General features: G+C 38.1%; 18 protein-coding genes. 9 read left to right on the top strand and 9 right to left on the bottom strand.

Annotated elements, in window-relative coordinates:
- The 8 genes from ESU54_RS16785 to ESU54_RS16750 form a co-directional block, all read left to right on the top strand.
- Positions 1 to 1,541: T9SS type A sorting domain-containing protein (locus ESU54_RS16785; protein WP_146848153.1), on the top strand; the 1,541-nt coding region annotated here is incomplete at its 5' end.
- A gap of 199 nt (positions 1,542 to 1,740) precedes the next feature.
- Positions 1,741 to 3,390: a T9SS type A sorting domain-containing protein gene (locus ESU54_RS18135; RefSeq protein ID WP_235004632.1), complete on the top strand. Its 1,650-nt coding sequence runs from the start codon at positions 1,741 to 1,743 to the stop codon at positions 3,388 to 3,390.
- A 147-nt stretch (positions 3,391 to 3,537) separates the two neighbouring features.
- Positions 3,538 to 5,268 (top strand): T9SS type A sorting domain-containing protein, encoded by a 1,731-nt coding sequence (locus tag ESU54_RS16775; protein WP_111845668.1) that lies wholly within the window; start codon positions 3,538 to 3,540, stop codon positions 5,266 to 5,268.
- 70 nt (positions 5,269 to 5,338) lie between these two features.
- Positions 5,339 to 6,340, top strand: coding sequence for a glycosyltransferase (locus ESU54_RS16770; protein ID WP_111845669.1), 1,002 nt, complete (start codon positions 5,339 to 5,341; stop codon positions 6,338 to 6,340).
- 26 nt (positions 6,341 to 6,366) lie between these two features.
- Positions 6,367 to 7,317, top strand: coding sequence for a CdaR family protein (locus ESU54_RS16765; RefSeq protein WP_111845670.1), 951 nt, complete (start codon positions 6,367 to 6,369; stop codon positions 7,315 to 7,317).
- A 32-nt stretch (positions 7,318 to 7,349) separates the two neighbouring features.
- Positions 7,350 to 7,940, top strand: a complete 591-nt coding sequence (gene coaE, locus ESU54_RS16760) for a dephospho-CoA kinase (RefSeq protein WP_111845671.1) — start codon at positions 7,350 to 7,352, stop codon at positions 7,938 to 7,940.
- Between the two features lie 71 nt (positions 7,941 to 8,011).
- Positions 8,012 to 9,571, top strand: coding sequence for a sensor histidine kinase (locus tag ESU54_RS16755; RefSeq protein ID WP_170253301.1), 1,560 nt, complete (start codon positions 8,012 to 8,014; stop codon positions 9,569 to 9,571).
- Positions 9,572 to 9,575: 4 nt separating this feature from the next.
- Positions 9,576 to 10,292, top strand: a complete 717-nt coding sequence (locus ESU54_RS16750; RefSeq protein ID WP_111845672.1) for a response regulator transcription factor — start codon at positions 9,576 to 9,578, stop codon at positions 10,290 to 10,292.
- Between the two features lie 32 nt (positions 10,293 to 10,324).
- On the opposite strand, the gene miaA is transcribed toward ESU54_RS16750, so the two are convergent.
- Genes miaA through ESU54_RS16715 form a run of 7 tightly spaced genes read right to left on the bottom strand, consistent with a single transcriptional unit; the run spans position 10,325 to position 17,370 of the window.
- A complete protein-coding gene (gene miaA, locus ESU54_RS16745; RefSeq protein ID WP_111845673.1) occupies positions 10,325 to 11,242 on the bottom strand; it encodes a tRNA (adenosine(37)-N6)-dimethylallyltransferase MiaA in 918 nt (305 codons plus the stop codon).
- Positions 11,242 to 12,090 carry an ion transporter gene (locus ESU54_RS16740; RefSeq protein ID WP_111845674.1) on the bottom strand — a complete coding sequence of 283 codons (849 nt, stop codon included), beginning with the start codon at positions 12,088 to 12,090 and terminating at the stop codon, positions 11,242 to 11,244. The genes miaA and ESU54_RS16740 overlap by 1 nt, the downstream gene beginning before the upstream one ends.
- A gap of 38 nt (positions 12,091 to 12,128) precedes the next feature.
- Complete coding sequence (locus tag ESU54_RS16735) at positions 12,129 to 13,508, bottom strand: exonuclease domain-containing protein (protein ID WP_111845675.1); 1,380 nt, start codon at positions 13,506 to 13,508, stop codon at positions 12,129 to 12,131.
- Positions 13,509 to 13,529: 21 nt separating this feature from the next.
- On the bottom strand, positions 13,530 to 14,192 hold the full coding sequence (locus ESU54_RS16730; protein ID WP_111845676.1) for a YggS family pyridoxal phosphate-dependent enzyme: 663 nt from the start codon (positions 14,190 to 14,192) through the stop codon (positions 13,530 to 13,532).
- 26 nt (positions 14,193 to 14,218) lie between these two features.
- The gene (locus tag ESU54_RS16725; protein WP_111845677.1) at positions 14,219 to 15,457 is read right to left on the bottom strand and encodes a DUF1015 domain-containing protein; all 1,239 of its coding nucleotides are present in this window, start codon (positions 15,455 to 15,457) and stop codon (positions 14,219 to 14,221) included.
- 33 nt (positions 15,458 to 15,490) lie between these two features.
- The gene (locus ESU54_RS16720) at positions 15,491 to 16,381 is read right to left on the bottom strand and encodes a 3-hydroxybutyryl-CoA dehydrogenase (protein WP_111845678.1); all 891 of its coding nucleotides are present in this window, start codon (positions 16,379 to 16,381) and stop codon (positions 15,491 to 15,493) included.
- A gap of 20 nt (positions 16,382 to 16,401) precedes the next feature.
- The gene (locus ESU54_RS16715) at positions 16,402 to 17,370 is read right to left on the bottom strand and encodes a Gfo/Idh/MocA family protein (RefSeq protein ID WP_111845679.1); all 969 of its coding nucleotides are present in this window, start codon (positions 17,368 to 17,370) and stop codon (positions 16,402 to 16,404) included.
- Positions 17,371 to 17,522: 152 nt separating this feature from the next.
- Between ESU54_RS16715 and ESU54_RS16710 the strand changes: the two genes are divergently transcribed.
- Complete coding sequence (locus ESU54_RS16710) at positions 17,523 to 18,164, top strand: protein-L-isoaspartate(D-aspartate) O-methyltransferase (RefSeq protein WP_111845710.1); 642 nt, start codon at positions 17,523 to 17,525, stop codon at positions 18,162 to 18,164.
- Here ESU54_RS16710 and ESU54_RS16705 read toward each other — a convergent pair.
- Both ESU54_RS16705 and ESU54_RS16700 read right to left on the bottom strand, forming a co-directional pair.
- A complete protein-coding gene (locus ESU54_RS16705) occupies positions 18,161 to 18,676 on the bottom strand; it encodes a GNAT family N-acetyltransferase (RefSeq protein WP_111845680.1) in 516 nt (171 codons plus the stop codon). The genes ESU54_RS16710 and ESU54_RS16705 overlap by 4 nt on opposite strands.
- Positions 18,677 to 18,681: 5 nt before the next feature.
- On the bottom strand, positions 18,682 to 19,029 hold the full coding sequence (locus ESU54_RS16700; protein WP_146744043.1) for a hypothetical protein: 348 nt from the start codon (positions 19,027 to 19,029) through the stop codon (positions 18,682 to 18,684).
- Positions 19,030 to 19,096: the final 67 nt, after the last annotated feature.

Here is a 19,096-nt window from a genome sequence, read left to right as displayed (position 1 = left end):
CTGTTTACTGGGTTGTTACCTCTTCCAGTTCTATTGGCAATCCAACAGCGTTGTTTGACGCAGGTTGGGCTTATTTTGACCCACTTTTAGATGGTGTTTATATTTGGGAAGGAAACTGCGAGCCAATTGGCGGTGGTGGCAACTATGACGATTGCTCTGGAGCCATTGCTCTTGCTTGTGGCGACAGTGTAGTAGGAGAAACTTTGACTGCGACTGATTCTGGCGGAAACGCTGCTCCAGACGTATTCTATAAGTTCACTGGTAGCGGTACTTCACAATTAGTTACCATTTCACTTTGTGGAGGCGGTACTGACTATGACTCATTGCTTCGTGTATTTGACGATTGCGACCTTCTTAACGAGCTTGCTTTCAATGATGACTCTTGTGGTCTTCAGTCCGAGGTAACCTTTGTTTCTGATGGTACATCTACTTATTATATTATGGTAGAAGGATTTGGTAGTGCCTCTGGTAACTTCAGTCTTGATGTAACTTGTGAGGATCCATTGCCAAACGATGATTGTAGCGGTGCTATTGCAGTAAACTGCGGTGATTCTGTTACCGGTTCTAATGTTGGTGCAACTATAGATAACGCACCTACCTGCGGTACGCCTATAACCTCTCCTGGGGTTTGGTATTCCTTGGACGACAATAGTGGTCTACCTGGTGATATCACCTTATCATTGTGTAACGGAACAGACTTCGATTCAAAGATTTCGGTTTATAGCGGAACTTGCCCAGCGCTTGTTTGTGTTGGCGGAAACGATGATGCCTGTGGACTTCAGTCCGAAATTACTTTTGCAAGTGATGGAAACACAAAATACTACATCCTTATCCACAGCTTTGGTGGTGCTACCGGTAACTTCACTATGGACGTTACTTGTACCCCAACACCTCCGCCGAACGATATGATCGTGAACTCGATAGATGTTGATGAGATAGGGTTCCCTTATACTGACCCTTCTGTAGCAATGCCTGCGGCGACTACTGAGGACGGTAACCCGGTGAATTGTGATCTTACTGGAGCCAACGGTGTTTGGTACAACTTTGTTCCTGCTGGCGACGGTACTGCTACTGCAATGATCGTAACTCCTGGTGGAGCCAGTTCAGTAACGTTCTATACTGCACCTGATGAGAACGCTGTGGAAACAGACCTTACACTTGTGCCACAGCAGAGTAACCAGTGTGCTCCTGGCACTTCTGCGTCCATATTTACATTGGGCGGTCAAGCATATTATGTGTTTGTGATGAACACTGGAGCCATTACGGACATCGTAATAGACGGTACCAACCTTGGTGTTTCAGACAATACAATTGCTGGTTTCAGTTATTACCCGAACCCAACCAATGGTATCCTGAACCTTAAGAGTGTTGACAACATCGAGCATGTATCGATATACAACCTTTTGGGTCAACTAGTGGTTGACAACCGTGTGAACGCTACTGCTTCACAGGTTGATATATCAGGTCTTAGCACCGGTACTTACTTGATGAAGGTTACCGTAAACGGTGAGACAGGTACTTATAAAGTGTTGAAACAATAACTCTTTAATTTTTTAACTGTAATTAAGGCCGCCCACATTCGTGGGCGGCTTTTTTAATGGTAAGTAAAGTTGCCTTAAGTATTTTATGTTTTTTTTTGTTTTAGTGTCTTTTTTGAATATCTTTAACCTAGTCTTTTGTGAATATCTTTAACCTATTTAAGTAAAAATTCTAATATTAACTTTTAAATCACATTTTATTATGAAAAAAATTACAATGTTAATTTTTCTGAGCTTTTGTGCTATGGGATTTAGCCAAAACAAGGCAACTAATGAACCTGCGGATCAAAATTCGCAAACTGTCCAACTTCCTGCGGCTTATTATAATTCCACGGGGACAGCAATTGGTGAAACTACTGGAGTAATTTCCACTATAGAGAGAGATGATAACTTACGCGTTCCTTTTACTGGAACCTATTATTTCCAATCTCCAGATGCCATTGTTTATGACAATGGCCCTTACTTTAATGTAGCAGGCCCTCCAGACATCAGCTTCTTGCAGGATGCCTCATTAAGTATGGGTTTATATGGTTTTGGAGCTCAATTCACTGCTGGCAACAGTATGGCTGATGATGTTGTACTTGCTGCTGATTATGATATTACTTCTATTGACGTTTTTGCTTATCAAACAGGATCTTCTGCTCCATCTATCAATGCATTATATATGCAAGTTTGGGATGGTGATCCAAGTGGTGGTGGTGCTAGTGTAATTTGGGGAGATCTTACTACAGATATCCTTGATACTGCTACTGCAACCGATGCTTTTAGACAATTGGAAAGTGCACCTGGTGATACTTCAAGAGAAATTCAAAGAGTCACTGGGCTTACTACAGGACTTTCATTGACTGCTGGTACTTACTGGATTGAATATTCCTTTGCGGGTACTGGTGCTTCTGGTCCTTGGGCTCCTCCTATTGTAATTACAGGAAATGCTACAACAGGAAATGCACTTCAAAATCAAGCTGGTTTATGGGTTATAGCTGAAGACAGCGGTTCATTAACTCCCCAAGGTATGCCTTTTGTAATGTACGGTGACCTTGTTGGTGGTGGTACCGCTTGTAATGAGTCGAATCCATCAAACGGGTTTGAAAACGGTTATACTTCTTCTGTTGATACTGCTCAGATGATAGCTACTGATTTAACAGTAGCAATTAATGAGAATATGAGCTTTAATAAAGCAACCGTCAACTTTATAATGCCTGATGGTGATGCAGTTGTATCTGCTGATATTATTGTATATGCTGATGATTTTGGAGGCCTTCCAGACCCAGGAAATATCATAGCTTCTCAAACTGGCGTTGTTCCAAGTTCACAAACAGTGTTAGGCGATTTCCCAGCAGCTCCATCTCTTGATGTTTCTGAGATTGTATTTGATCTTGCTCCTATTGCATTAGCTGGTCAAGGTGCCTTTCCTACTACCTATTGGGTAAGTGTATATGTTACCACTACTTCAGGTACGGGAGGTCCAGGATATTGGGAGACAACAACTGCAAGTATTGTAGGTTATCCTTCTGTCTATTCACCTGATGGGGGAGTAACTTGGTTAGTTGCCACAGGTGCTGACGATTTAGTGTATAATTTTGAAGGTGATTGTGATCCATTGAGTGTTGCTGATAACACACTTGGAGGTTTTACTTTCTATCCAAACCCAACTAACGGTGCTCTTTCATTGAAAGCTGTTAAAAATATTGATACAGTAGCTATCTATAACTTGTTAGGTCAAAGTGTTTTGAATTCCAAAATTGGTGCCACCACTTCTAATCTTGATATTTCAGGTTTAACAACTGGAACCTACATTATGAAGGTTACTGTTGATGGCCAGACAGGTACATACAAAGTATTGAAAAATTAAATTTATATAATTGATATTATTTTAAAAGCCATCCACGAAAGTGGGTGGCTTTTTTTATTTTTAGCATATTATTTTTGGGGTTAATCTTATTTTGAATATCTTAGCTTCTAATATTGAAAAATTTTAACCTTTAAATCAAATTTTATTATGAAAAAAATTACATTACTATTAGCTTGTTTTATTGGGTCTATTGGCCTAATGAATGCACAAAGCTCTTTTACAGGAACAAATACTGGTACGCAAACTCCAGTGACTGTTGAAAGTTTGATAACCAGACTTCAGAGTATTGGAGATGTTGCCGGAGACGTTAATGCTTATTTTACGCCTCAGGAACAACGTATGCTAAACGTACACTTCAATGGAATTCAGAATTTAGCTCCCGTTGTTATCACGCAAAGCAATTCACAAACAATTGAATCAGGTACTGAGATTGCTTGTGCATCACCAACAAGCTTCCGAAACAATAATATGTACAGACACTTTGATCTTCCTGGAGATTTTGGTATTATGAACGGCTTGGAAGTTTCAGCTGTAGAATTTGCAATTGGAACTATTACAACTCCAGCAGGTTTTCCTATTACAGCTAATATCTATTCAACAACACCTGGGTCATTTCCTGGTGGAACTTTGACTCTTCAAGGTACTGCTGTTTATAATGCAACCAACGCAGATTTTGAAACTATGATTACTTTGCCTCTTACGGCTATGGTTCCTGCAGGGGAAGCAATGGTAATGGAACTTGTATTGGTAGATGATGGTACTGATACTAACTTTATGCGTTTTGGCTGTAACAACGCTGGCGAAACTGGACCAAGTTATATTATGGCTGCTGATTGTGGAGCGACTGTACCTACTCCTTTTTTCGACCTAGGTTTGAGCCAAGGTTTAGTATGGAATGTTCTTGGTGATGATGAGCCAGGAGGCGGTGCAGATCCAGCCGTTGTATTCGGTATTAATAACTCAACTGCTAGCTTGATAACATTTGATCCAGCTGATCCAGCTGCTTTTACAACTGTTGGAGCTTCTCCAGCTGCTAATTTTGAAAATGCTGGTGCAATAGATCCTAACGATGACGGAACTGCTTATGTTCTTGACAATGGCGGTGCTTTCTACAGTGTAGATCTTGCATCTGGTGCTTACACTTCTCTTGGTAGCATTGCTGCTCCAGGTGGAGAATCTTGGGCAGGTGCAGAATTTGACCCTACAAGTGGAACATTATATGCACTTTCTACAAACATTACAACCTCTACACTTTCTACTATTGATATTGGAGCGGCTACCGCTACTACAGTAGGTGTGACTGGTATGGCAGGTGGTATTTCCTTAATGATCGACGAGAACGGTGATGGCTATAGCCATGATATCGTTGATGATAACTTTTACTATGTAGATCTTGGAACTGGTACAGCTTCTATTATTGGCTCATTAGGTTTTGACGCAAACTTCGGTCAAGGTGGAACTTACATTAAAGGCGATGCAGGATTTGTTTATCTTTCTGCTTTTGACGGTGGTGCATTTCAAGGACAGTGGAGAAGAGTTGATGTGCTTACTGGTGCTTCAACTGTAATTGGTCTTTTCAACGGTGGGGCTGACCAAGTAGCTTGGACTTCTGCAAAAGGAGAAATTCTTGGAGTTTCTGAAAATGCATTGGAAGGTTTTGCTTACTATCCAAACCCAACTAGCGGAGTTCTTTCTTTGAAATCTATCAATAATATTGATACAGTAGCTATCTACAATATTTTAGGTCAAAGTGTTTTAAGTTCTAAAATTGGAGCTACTACTTCTGATCTTGATATTTCAGGCTTAACAACTGGAACCTACCTTATGAAGGTTACTGTTCAAGGCCAGACTGGTACTTACAGAGTATTGAAAAACTAAATTTCATAATTGAATATGAAAAGCCATCCACGAAAGTGGGTGGCTTTTTTTATTTAACTAACTTTGTGCAATGCAACGAAAGTACTCCTTTATAATCCCAGTCTATAATCGTCCTCAGGAAGTGATGGAGCTTTTGGAAAGTTTTGCAAAACTTGATTTTCACGAAGATTTTGAGATTGTTTTGGTGGAAGATGGCTCTACGGAAACCTCTGAAAAAGTAGTGAACCAGTTTTCAGAAAATCTTTCCATTTCATATTATTTCAAGCAAAATTCTGGCCCAGGAGATTCACGAAATTTTGGAATGAAGCAGGCGAAAGGAAACTATTTTATAATTCTCGATTCCGATTGTTTGTTGCCTCCACACTATTTGAAAACCGTTGATTCATTCCTAAGCGAAACATTTTATCATTGTTTTGGGGGTGCAGATGCTGCACACGAAAGTTTCACTCCTTTACAAAAAGCTATAAATTACACAATGACCTCTTTTTTTACCACTGGCGGTATTCGTGGCAGTAAAGCGAGTATCAATCGTTTTGAACCTAGAAGTTTCAACATGGGAATCTCAAAAGAAGTGTTTGAAAAAACAGGTGGTTATGCAAAAATCCACCCAGGAGAAGATCCAGATCTTTCCCAGCGTATTTTGAAAGCGGGCTACAAAACAACGTTTCTACCCAATGCTTTTGTATACCATAAAAGACGAATTTCTTGGAAGAAGTTTTATATACAAGTAAGAAAATTTGGACTCGTTAGGCCAATTTTAAATCAATGGCATCCTTCCGCAGCTAAAATTACGTTTTGGTTTCCAACAATCTTTGTGATGTTTGTTGTCGGGTCTATTTTATTTTCCATCTTCTTCAATCCTTTATTTTTAATTCCGTTGCTTTTATATTTAATGTTGATATTGATTGATTCTTCCATAAAAAACAAAAACGTTTATATTGGATTGCTTTCCATAGCGGCTGTTTTTATTCAATTTTTTGGATATGGAATTGCTTTTATAAAGTCCAGTTTTTTTATAAATCTTATAAAGAAAGATCCACAGAAACAATTTCCCTCCTTATTTTTTAGTTAATTTTAGTAACATTCAAACAAACCACTATGTCGAAGGGATTTTTTAAAAACAGTAAAAATGCAAAAGTGAACCGCTTTCTGCTCTTTCTGTTGCTTGCTACAATCTTTTGGGTTTTAACCAAGTTTAGTAGGGAGTTTACTTCTACAATGACTGCCAAAATTAATTATGAAAATATTCCCGAAACTGCGGCACTCTCAAAGAACAACACACAATTTATTACTTTTGACCTTGCGGCAAACGGTTTTGAAATACTTTTCTATAAATTTAAACAACCGACAATTACGGTACCTGTAGGCAAGTATTATTCAAATGAAAAAGATGGATTTAAGATTTCAAAAAATGAACTATTGCGAATGGTATCCTCTAATTTCAACAGAAATTTAGCCATAAAGAACCTTTCTGTTGAAGAACTGAATGTTCATTTAGACCCTATTGTACTAAAAAAAGTTCGGGTTATTGCAAAGATGGCTATTTCATTTAAAAACGGTTTTAAACCAGTAGATAGTATAAAGGTTATTCCAGATTCAGTCACAATATCTGGCCCTTCGGGAAGTCTGAAGAACAAGCATACTATTGAAACAGAATTGATTTCCATCAATGATGTTGAAAAAAATATTTCCGAAACGGCAAAAATCGTTAGTCCGGGAAGTGAGATAGTTTCAATTAAACCTAATAAAGTTAAGGTTGAACTTGTTATTGCAGAGTTTTCTCAAGGTCAATACACTTTTTCTGTTGAGGTGATTAATCTACCGCCAGATATAGATATTAAAATGGTGCCGCAAGCGGTAACTATTACTTTTGACGTATCTGTAAATGATTTCGCTAATATTTCTAAAGATAGCTTCAGGCTGGTCTGCGACTATTCACAAAGAAACAAAGAGGAAAACTTTATGTTGCCATTTCTTGAGAAAAAACCTCAGAACATTTACAATGTAGTCTTCGAGCCAAAGAAGATCGATTTTTTTAAATTCAAATAATTCTTCAACTTTAAAAAGCAATAAAAATCCAAGTGAAAATAATCGGACTAACTGGGGGAATTGGTAGCGGAAAAACTACGGTGGCGCAGTTGTTTTCCGAATTGGGCGTGCCTATTTATATTGCGGATATTGAGGCAAAAAAACTAACCGATACCTCAAAAGTGATTCGCCGTAAACTTATTTCGCTACTTGGTGAAGAAGCTTATAAGGGACCGAAACTCAACCGTAAGTTTGTTGCAGATAAAATTTTTAATGACAAAACACTTTTGGAAGGTGTGAACGCCGTGATACATCCAAAGGTTGCGGCTCATTTCATAAAATGGGTTTCAAAACAGAAAGCTACTTATGTAATAAAGGAGGCCGCAATACTCTTCGAAAACGGCGGTTACAAAAACTGTGATTTGGTTATATTAGTAACTGCCCCTAAAGCAGTTCGTATTGCCCGTGTTAGGGCCAGAGATAATGCATCTTCAATAGAGATTGAACAACGAATGAAAAATCAATGGAGCGATGAGGAAAAGCAAAAACTTGCAGACATAATTATTGAAAATATTGATTTAAAAACTACCCGTGAAAAAGTTGAAACAATTCACAATTCGTTAAGCAAATTGCCTTCATTGTAACTATTCCTATCTTTTGTTAACATTTGGTTAAATGAACGAATAGCTAAATGTTAAAATCTTACTTTTGATTTATGAACAAAAAGCTTTTCGTATTGCTCATAGCGCTCATGAGCCTCTCATTATTGGGAATAGTGTTTGTTCAAGGATATTGGATTTCAAACGCATACCGGACCAAGAATGACCAATTTACCATAAACGCCAAACAAGTGCTTTTGTCCGTTGCGAAGGAAATTAAACTGAGGGAGACCGAAGCCTATTATCAGCTTTATATTCCATATGTTGATAGCATTCAAGTTCCAGATAATGTGAGTTTTACAGAGTTGGCATATAAATATCAGAATAAAGCCACCAATGAAACCTATATTTTCACTGATGGAATTTTAGAACAGGATTATAAACTTTCGGCTGGCCTTATTGATGCCGATGCGGATAGTATCCAATTCAAGAAACTGACAAACCGAAAGACCAAGACCGTAATTTCTGAAGGAATTGACGGCATTTCAAAGCCAGGGACAGTTGTGGAATCTTTCTCACGGATGAAGGATTATGAACAAAAACAGTTTGAAAGCTTTGTGAGCAATGTTACTGCACTTACTCCAATATACAAAAGGGTGAATGTAAATGAGGTAACAGAATTAATTGATGATGAATTAATAGGTAGAGGATTAAATTCAAAGTTTGAATTTGCAGTTTATAGCCATAATATTGAAACTAAAGTAAGGTCAAAGAATTTTAAATATGATGAAGGAAGCACCTATGTAGTCCCTCTTTTTGATACTGAAAATGAGACCAATTATGAGTTATATGTAAATTTTTCGGAAAAAGAAAAATTGGTGCTGAACAGTATTTTGGGGATGGCAATACTATCATTGGTTTTTACGGCAGTTATAATACTTGCCTATTCTAGCGCTATTTCACAGATATATAAACAAAGACAAATTTCTCAAATTAAGAGTGATTTTATAAACAATATGACCCACGAGTTCAAAACCCCAATTGCGACCATCAATCTTGCGTTGGATTCCCTTAAGAATCCCAAGGTTAAGGACAATAAGGAGTTTTTGGACCGCTATCTGGGAATGATAAGGGAAGAGAACAAACGCATGCACGCACAGGTTGAAAATGTATTGCAAATTTCAAAACTAGAAAAGAATGAATTGGATTTGTCTAAAGAACGTGTCAGTTTGCAGGAAGTTGTTGAAGAAGCTATCTCGCACGTGAGTTTGATTGTGGAAGATAGGGGAGGCTATATTAAAACCCATTACGGAGCGCTCCAATCTGCTGTTTTGGCCAATGAATCGCATTTGAGCAATGTGATCGTAAACTTGCTTGATAACGCCATAAAGTATTCTGAAGACGAACCAAAAATTGATATTTATTCAGAAAATGTAAAAAACAGTGTTATTCTCAAAATACGCGACCAAGGCATGGGAATGACCAAACTAGTTCAGAAAAAAATATTTGAAAAATTTTATCGGGAACATACCGGTGATATTCACAACATAAAAGGTCACGGCCTTGGCCTTGCTTACGTAAAGCGCATTTTGGACGACCACGATGCCGAAATATACGTAGAAAGCGAAAAAGGAAAAGGCAGCACATTTATAATAAAACTACACTTAATATCTTAAAATTATGGAAACAGAAAACAAAAAAATCCTTCTTGTTGAAGATGATCCCAACTTTGGGACAGTACTAAAAGATTACCTTGCCATGAACGATTATAACGTTACACATGCAAAAAACGGAATGGAAGGTTTCGAAAAATTTAAAAAGGATGATTTCGATCTTTGTATCCTTGATGTAATGATGCCCTATAAAGATGGTTTCACTTTGGCAAAAGAAATTCGTGAGAAAAACGAAGATGTGCCAATCATATTTCTTACCGCAAAGGCGATGAAAGAAGATGTGATGAAAGGCTATAAAGTAGGAGCAGATGATTACCTAAACAAACCCTTTGACAGCGAAGTGCTTTTAATGAAAATTAAAGCTATCATTCAAAGAAAGGCTACAGACTCCATTGCAGATAGCAAACAATTCGAATTTCAAGTTGGTAATTTCCACTTGAATTCCAAATTGAGGTTTTTAACTTATAACAAAGAAACCCCAATCAAACTATCTCCAAAAGAGAACGAATTGTTGCGTCTTTTGGCACTTCACAAGAACGATTTGATGCCTCGTGAACTTGCTCTTACCAAAATCTGGAGAGATGATAACTATTTCACATCCAGAAGCATGGACGTTTACATCGCGAAGCTTCGTAAATACTTAAGCAAAGATGATGGCGTAGAAATAGTCAACATTCATGGTGAAGGTTTCCGATTGGTTGTGAAGAGCGAAGTAGACAATTAATTACAGATTAAGATAAGTGTAAAAAAACGCCTCTAAAGGGCGTTTTTTTCATTTATGAAATCTATAATCGAGGAGGCATCCGTTTGATAATTGAACCAGTGGATGTGCTCATTTTTCTTGAACCAAGTGTTTTGCCTTTTAGCAAATCGTCGCGTATTTTTTTTAATTTCTGAAATGGCATCTTCCTTTGAAATTTTTTCATCAAAATATTCAAAGAGTTCGCGATAACCCACTGTTTGAAGCGCATTTTTCTCTTTGTATGGAAGTAGCGATTTTGCTTCATCAATTAATCCAGCTTCAATCATTTGGTCCACACGCTGATTTATTCGACTGTAAATTGTTTCTCTTTCAGCCGATAATCCAATGAAGAGGGTTTCAAAATCTCTATGGATAGTTTCTTTATTTAAAAAAGACGAATACGGTTTTCCTGTGGCACGATAGATTTCTAAAGCACGAATCAATCTGTGTGGGTTTTGAATGTCAACTTTTTCAAAATAAGTTGGGTCTGCTTTCTTCAATTCATCTTGAAGTGTTTCGATGCCCTTTTCGTTTAATTCAATATTTAACTGTTCTCTAATTTCCGAAGGCACTTCTGGAAAAGTATCCAAACCTTTCACTACAGCATCTACATATAGACCAGAGCCACCAACCATAACTAGTACATTGTTTTTTTTGAAATAGGTATTCAAAAAGGCGATGGCATCCCTTTCAAAATCTCCTACGGAGTACTCATCAAAAATGCTTTTGTTTTGAATGAAATGGTGCGGCGCAGCACTTAATTCCTTTTCACTTGGAACAGCTGTGCCAAGTGACATTTCCTTAAAAAATTGCCGTGAATCTGCCGAAATTATTTCTGTAGAAAAAGCCTTTGCAAGCTTTATAGCCAATGAAGTTTTGCCAATGGCGGTAGCACCTACAACGCAGATAAGCAATGGTTTTTTTGAAGACATTAGGCTTCAGGGTTATTTTCTGGGTGTAATTCTTCACCACATTTGTGACAAAACTTTGCATCGTCTCTATGTTTAGGCTCACCGCAATTACTGCAAGACTGAGTATTTACATGAACATAATCATCACTTGCCTTTCTCACGTACTGTGCGCTTACAATTCCTGTTGGCACAGCTATAACGCCATAACCAAGAATCATGATGATGGTTGCCAAAAACTGACCAGCAGGTGTAATAGGAGCAATATCTCCAAAACCAACAGTGGTAAGGGTAACAATACACCAATAAACGCTCACGGGAATACTGTTAAAACCACTTTCTTCTCCTTCAATGAGGTACATAAGTGTTCCGGCAATGATTGCGACGATGAGTACGGCAAAAATGAAAATAAATATTTTAGCCCTGCTTTCCACAAGCGCCTTCCTCAGTTTGTTGCCTTCGCCAATGTACCGCGTTATCTTTAAAATCCTGAAAACACGCAGTAACCGCAATGCTCGCACAGTGAGCAAATAATTGCTTCCGACCAAAATAAAGGAGAGGTACAAAGGTATAGTTGAAAGCAGATCGATAATTCCGTAAAAACTAAAAATATAGTTCTTAGGTTTTTTTACAGTAATTATTCTAGCTATATATTCAATGCTAAAAAAAATAGTTATGATCCATTCAATAACATAAAATAGCTTATGGTATTCTAGATCTATGGATCGTACACTTTCCAGCATCACAATTACAACGCTCAGCAAGATCAATATAAGAAGGATAATATCGAAAAGCTTTCCCATAGGCGTGTCTGCTTCATAGATTATCTCGTGAAGTCGGTAACGCCAGGAATTTTTATTGGTTGGTTTCAATATGAAATTTTTGGAAGTCTAAAATAAGCAACTTTAAGCTAATTGACCGTATTTGTTGAAAGGTTTACTATTTTCAGCACTTTTTTTCTTCGAAGATAGCTTTGAATAATGTGCTGTGCATCGCGGTTGTTCTGCATAGGGTTGATAATGGATTTTAGAATTTCCGGATTGTTGATCTGGTAATTCAAGTTATAAAACCCATATCCTCTATAAACTCCGTTTTCAATTAAAATCACCGAGCGCTCTTCAATTTCCCTACCACGGTCAATAACCAGCATGTTTTGGTTTTCATAACTGCGCTTTTCCAAAAATACTTTTACACGGTTGTTATATTCGGCAATAGGTTCCTTGCATATGCAAGCACCGAAACATTCTTTTATAGTATAGTTGAAACATTGTTTTTTGGTATCGTAAAGCCCAGTCAGTTTTTGGCAAAGCTGGTTTTCCTCCGTTATTTTGAATAGTGCAGACCTTGCCTGCTGATAATTGCTGAAAGTGGTAATTGCTTTCTTCCTACCATCTGCTTTTTCAATTTTTAGATTTTCGTATCCGTTTTCGTCCACAAAAGAAGTAAGCTGATGTGTAAAAAGGGTTCGACGTAGCGCTCGATTGAATAAGGGTTTATTCTGTTTTATTTCTTCAGACTCCTTTAAAAGCGCAATCAGTTCGCTTCCCGTTTTTTCATAGGTAACCGACTTTACTTCCAGCTGTATTTTTTTTGACTTCCGATTGTCGTTTGTAAAGTGTTGCATCAACCTTTTTTTGATGTTTTTGCTTTTGCCGATGTAGATTACATTTCCCGCTTCGTTGTGCATATAATAAACACCGGTTTCCGAAGGAGTCTTTTCAATAATATCGAGCAACTTCGGTTCCAATTGTCGTTTTGGGTCTTTCCGGAGTGTTTCAGTAATTATTTCTTTTGAAATGTCTTTGGCGAGCAACATTTTAAAAAGCGCTACTGTTGCCTTTGCATCGCCCTGTGCGCGATGACGATCACTTAGGGGAATTCCTAAAGAGCGCACCAATTTCCCCAAACTGTAAGAAGGCATATCGGGAATCAACTTTTTTGAAAGTTCAACCGTACAAAGGGTCTCTTTTTCAAATTGATAACCCAATCGGTCAAACTCAGTGGTGAGAATTCTGTTGTCAAAAAGTGCATTGTGGGCAACCATAATACAGCCATCGGTTATTTCGATGACGCGTTTGGCTATTTCGTAAAACTTTGGCGCGTGCCGAAGCATTTCATTGTTAATGCCTGTCAGGTTTATAACAAATGGTTGGATAGGTTTTTCAGGGTTGACCAAGCTTGAAAACTGGTCCACGACTTGGTGGCCGTCAAATTTGTAAATTGCAATTTCGGTGATTCCTTCCTCATTGTATTTGCCGCCCGTTGTTTCTATATCTAAAATTGCGTACATCAAAACTTCTCTTTCTCTATTCTAATTATTATAATTCCGTTCTCCAAAAATTGCACTGCCCACACGAACCATATTGCTGCCGTTTTCAATTGCAACCTTGTAATCGCCGCTCATTCCCATACTCAAAATTCTGATCTCTGAATTTTGATCTCTGAATTTGTCGTATGCATTTTTCAATTTCTGAAATTCTTCAGAAATTTGCTTGTCATCATCAGTAAATGTAGCCATTCCCATCAAGCCAACGATTTTTACATTTTGAAGTTTTTTAAATTCTTCGGAAGAAAGAAGTGATGCGGCATCAGTTTCATCAATCCCAAATTTACTGTCTTCTTCAGCAATTTTTATTTGAAGAAGACAGTCAATAGTTCGCTCGTTTTTTTCAGCTTCCTTATTTATTTCTTTTAAAAGTTTCAGGCTGTCCACAGCGTGAATCAAACTCACAAATGGAGCCATATATTTCACTTTATTGCGTTGCACATGACCAATCATATGCCATTGGATATCTTTTGGCATTTCCTGCCATTTGGCCTCCATTTCCTGGATTTTATTCTCTCCAAAGACACGTTGACCTGCATTATAGGCCTCCATCAAATCGCTAACGGGTTTGGTTTTGGAAACCGCTACCAAAGTAACGTCATCAGGTAATTCTTTATTGAATTTTTTTAAATTTTCTGAAATATTCATCGCTTTTCTTTTCTCTCTTTTCTAAATCAGAATTCATAAATAGTAACCCCACTTCTAAGCTTCGGCTCGATATAAGTACTCTTTGGAGGCATTTTCAAGCCTTCATCAGCAATCATTTTCATTTCTTCAGTGGTTACGGGCAGCAACCCAAAGCCTACGGCAAAGTTTCCCGAATCGACGGCTGTTTTTACATACGCCAAATCCTTTTTTCCGTGGGAATACTCTATGCGTTGGTCGTTACGGAGGTCTTCAATTCCGAGAAGTGGTTTCAGAATAGTCATGAATAAAATGTGGGTGTCCAGTGCATCCAGTGCATTTTTTATTTCATATTTTGCTTTTCGCAAGTATAAAGAGTAAAATTCGCCATCCAAATACATGCTGAAGTGGTGCAATTTTGAAGGTTTGTAATACTCCATCCCACGGTTTTCTATTCGGAAATATTCATCTAATTTTATTAGGAACTCTTGTTTTTCAAGCCCATTTAGGTCTTTCACCAAACGGTTGAATTCATATATTTTTAAATTGCTTTCGGGAATGAGGTAGCTCATAAAAAAATTATAAGCTTCTTCACCGGTATGATGCGGGTTTTCTTCCTTTAGGTCTTTCGCCAATAAATAAGAAGAAGCAGAGCGATGGTGACCATCTGCAATATAGAGCGCAGGCATTTCGCTATAAATTTTCTGAATTTTTTGAAGTAGTGCTTCGTCGTCAACGTTCCAAACATAATGGGTGTCGCGATAGGTTGTTGTAAATTCATATTCTGGACGGCGCTGCATCACAGCATTTATTATTCCTTCCAATTCCAGATTGTCGGGATAGGTGAGGAGCACAGATTCAGCATTGAAGCCAACTGTTTTAAGGTATTCTTTAAAAATCTGTTCACGAAATTCGAGTGTGTCTTCGTGCCTTTTGATCAGGTCATTTTCATAATCCTGAACACTCGCAGCAGCAACAATACCACTAAACTCTAGCCCATCACGGTTTACAATTTTATAAATATATAAAGAAGGTTTTTCGTCTTGTATAAATATGCCATCCTCTTTAAATTCCTGATAGCGGTTTTTCACCAATCCATAGCGTTCTTCTCCCGAAATTTCCTTTTGGTATTTATAACCTGGATTCACAATGTGTAAAAACGAAAACGGATTGTCCCGCAACCGCGACTCCACTTGCAAGGCCGTATAACTATCATAAGATCGCGCTGCGAGCAGGCTCACTTTGTCCCGCGTAGGGCGGACGGCTTTAAAGGGGATTATTTTTGCCATTAGTTAGGTTTTCAGGATGTTGTAATTGATCAATTATTTTGAAAACATTTTTGAAACAACCTCAGCCTTTCTGTTTTCACTGTAATCATAAAAACCTTCACCGCTTTTTGCTCCTAGTTTTCCGGCCATTACCATATTTACCAATAGTGGACAGGGAGCATATTTTGGGTTTTTGAAGCCTTCGTGCATCACCTTCAAGATTGAAAGGCAAACGTCTAAACCAATAAAATCAGCCAGAGCTAGTGGTCCCATTGGGTGCGCCATCCCTAACATCATAACAGTATCGATTTCTTTAACGCCTGCAACACCGTTATAAAGCGTTTCAACGGCTTCGTTTATCATTGGCATCAAGATACGGTTTGCTACGAAGCCAGGGTAGTCGTTTACTTCAACTGGGACTTTGTTCAATTTTTTTGAAAGTGCTTCAACGTTTTTAAAAGTTTCTTCGCTTGTGCTGTACCCTTTTATGATTTCGACCAATTTCATAATTGGCACTGGATTCATAAAGTGCATCCCGATAACCATTCCAGGCCGTGAAGTAACTGAAGCAATCTGCGTGATTGAAATAGAGGAGGTATTACTCGCAAGAATTGTATTATCTGGACAAAATTTATCCAAATCGCGGAAAATTTTCAGCTTTAAGTCAACGTTTTCTGTTGCGGCTTCCACGACCAAATTGGCAGATTTTACGCCTTCTTCAATACTCGTGAACGTAGTAATATTGACTAGTGTACGCTTTTTATCGGCTTCCGATATCGTTTCCTTGGCAACCATTCTGTCCAAATTTTTGGTAATGGTCGCTATTCCTTTGTCGAGCGATGCTTGGTGAATATCAATCAATTGTACTTTATAATCAAATTGTGCGAAGGTGTGGGCAATTCCGTTGCCCATCGTTCCTGCGCCTATTACTGCTATATTTTTCATTAAAATGAACTTTATGTGATTTATATTTTTTTGAAATTTTCAATTATCAACATTGCAACTCTTAATGCTTCTGTGCCTTGTCGTAGTGATACTTCCGGCGTTCTATCAGCTTGTATGGCTTCGTAAAAACTTTCCAGCTCGTCGAGAATGGCGTTGTTGGCTTCTATTTTTGGATTTTCGAAATAGATTTGCTTTTTGATGCCTTCCGCATTGGTCAAAACCATTGCGAAATCATCTGGCTCTTTAGGTGCATCCTTCATTTTTACAACTTCACATTTCTTCTCCAGAAAATCAACAGAAATATAGGCATCGCGCTGAAAGAAACGTGCTTTCCGCATTTTCTTAAGTGAAATCCGACTGGCGGTTAAGTTTGCTACGCATCCATTTTCAAATTCTATACGGGCGTTGGCAATGTCGGGTGTTTCACTAATAACCGAAACGCCACTTGCACTTACGGCTTTTACGGGGCTTTTTACAACGCTTAAAATTGCATCAATATCGTGAATCATCAAGTCCAAAACCACTGAAACATCCGTTCCGCGCGGATTGAATTCTGCCAAGCGGTGTGTTTCAATAAACATAGGGTTGTGGATTTTATCTTTAATTGCCTGGAAGGCAGGGTTGAAGCGCTCCACTTGGCCTACTTGTCCGCGCACCTTCTTCTCTTTGGCCAAATCTCGTATTTGCTCAGCTTGGGCAACAGTTTGCGTGATTGGTTTTTCAATAAAGAGATGCTTTCCGGCATTAATTACTTTTTCGGCACATTCAAAATGTGCGCTGGTGGGGGTTACCACAACCACCATATCGCTAGCATCTATAAGGCTTTCCATTGATGGAAAGCTTTTGTATCCGAATTCAGTTTCTATTTGTTCAGAAGCTTCTTTGTTGGCGTCGTAGAAACCCACAAGTTCATATTTTGTGGATTGTTGTAGCAATTTCAAGTGTATTTTTCCTAAGTGTCCAGCACCCAGAACTCCCGCTTTTAGCATTGGCGTGTGTTTTTCACAAATGTACGTGTTTCGGGGGAAAGTTGAAAAGGTTATGGGTTTAGAGTTTATAAGTTATCAATAGATATTTATCCAAATGTAAATTGTGCTTTGAGAACAAATTTGGTTACTTTGTGGTTCAAAAGAAAGATACCGTGAAAGATACATTTACCCACCAAGGAATGCGGAAAAAATTAGTTGAAACCCTTAAAAAGAAAGGGATTGTCGATAAAAATGTTCTACAGGCTATTGGCAAAATTCCGAGACACCTTTTCATGGATTCCGGATTTGTGGATCACGCTTACGTTGATAAAGCCTTTCCTATTGCAGCAGACCAAACCATTTCGCAACCTTATACCGTCGCACGCCAAACCGAACTTTTGGAAGTTAAGAAAGGCGATAAAATTCTCGAAATAGGAACGGGGAGTGGTTACCAAGCGGCAGTGCTTTTGGAGATGGGCGCAACACTTTTTACTATTGAAAGACAAAACGAACTATTCAAAAAAACAAAACTATTTCTTCCCAAGCTTGGCTACAAACCTAAAAGATTGATTTTTGGTGATGGTTATATTGGGCTAGAAAAAGAAGCTCCTTTTGATGGAATTATCGTGACCGCAGGAGCGCCTTTTGTCCCAAATCCGTTATTGGCGCAATTGAAAATTGGGGGGAAGTTGGTTATTCCTGTGGGTGAAAATGTGCAAATTATGACGGTCTTTAAACGCAAATCTGACACCGAATTTGAGAAAGAGGAGTATGGCGAGTTCCGATTTGTTCCGCTTTTGGAAGACAAGAATTAAAGGTTTAGATAATACACTTCATTATCTTGGTTATCAGTATCTTTTTTACCTTCACTTGGAATAAATCCATGTAGTTTTAATAGCTTTTTTGAGGGGATATTCCTATAATCTGTGTAGGCTTCGATGATTTCAAAACCTCTTTGGTTGAACCCAAAATCCAATACTGCTTTTAACGCTTCGCTCATAATTCCTTTGCCTTGAAATTCCGGGTCGAGGTCGTAACCTACTTCGGCAGTTTTTTTATCTTCAGAAAAATTCCAGAGACAAATGTTGCCTATTAAAACATTAGAGTCTTTAGTTGTGATTCCCCAACTAATACCCTTATCCGTTTTTAAATTGTCGTTCAATAGTTGAATATGCGCAATTGCCATTTCGCGCGTTTGCGGTGCTCTTTTTATGTATTTGTTAATCTCTTTGTCTGAACGGAAGTAAAATACCCTATCCACGTCTGCTGGTGTAGCTTTTCTAAGATTTAATCTTTTTGTAATAATGATTGGGAAGGGTGTGGCCATATTTCTTAGTATCTATTATTTACTTCTGCTGCTAATTCCGTCATCTTGTCGAAGGGAACTCTTAAAACAGTGTCTATGTGCTGATTTTCATTTGTAAAAATAAGTATTCCTAGTTTAGCGCTTTCGTCTATAGTTGGAACGGCAACTACTTCAATGTCTTTTGTTGAAATGCTTGTTTTGCCATCTCTAAAATATCGGTAATCAGCTTCATAAGATATTTTATCGTCTTCAAACGTCAATACTTCACGGCCAAACGTATTCCATAGAATTATGCGAAGCATGTAAAATCCTATTCCCCAGAAAAAAATGAAAGACAGAAATATTCCAAAATGAGGTCCTTTTCTTTCGGACATTAAAGTTATGGTTATAGCTATTGGTATAAGAAGACAAATCAATAAAACAATAATCAAGGTTATCCTA

Origin of the sequence: Aequorivita antarctica (genome assembly GCF_007997155.1) — a bacterium.
GTDB classification, from domain to species: domain Bacteria; phylum Bacteroidota; class Bacteroidia; order Flavobacteriales; family Flavobacteriaceae; genus Aequorivita; species Aequorivita antarctica.
Note: the sequence above shows the minus strand (reverse complement) of the source record. Positions and strands in the feature narration are given on the sequence as shown.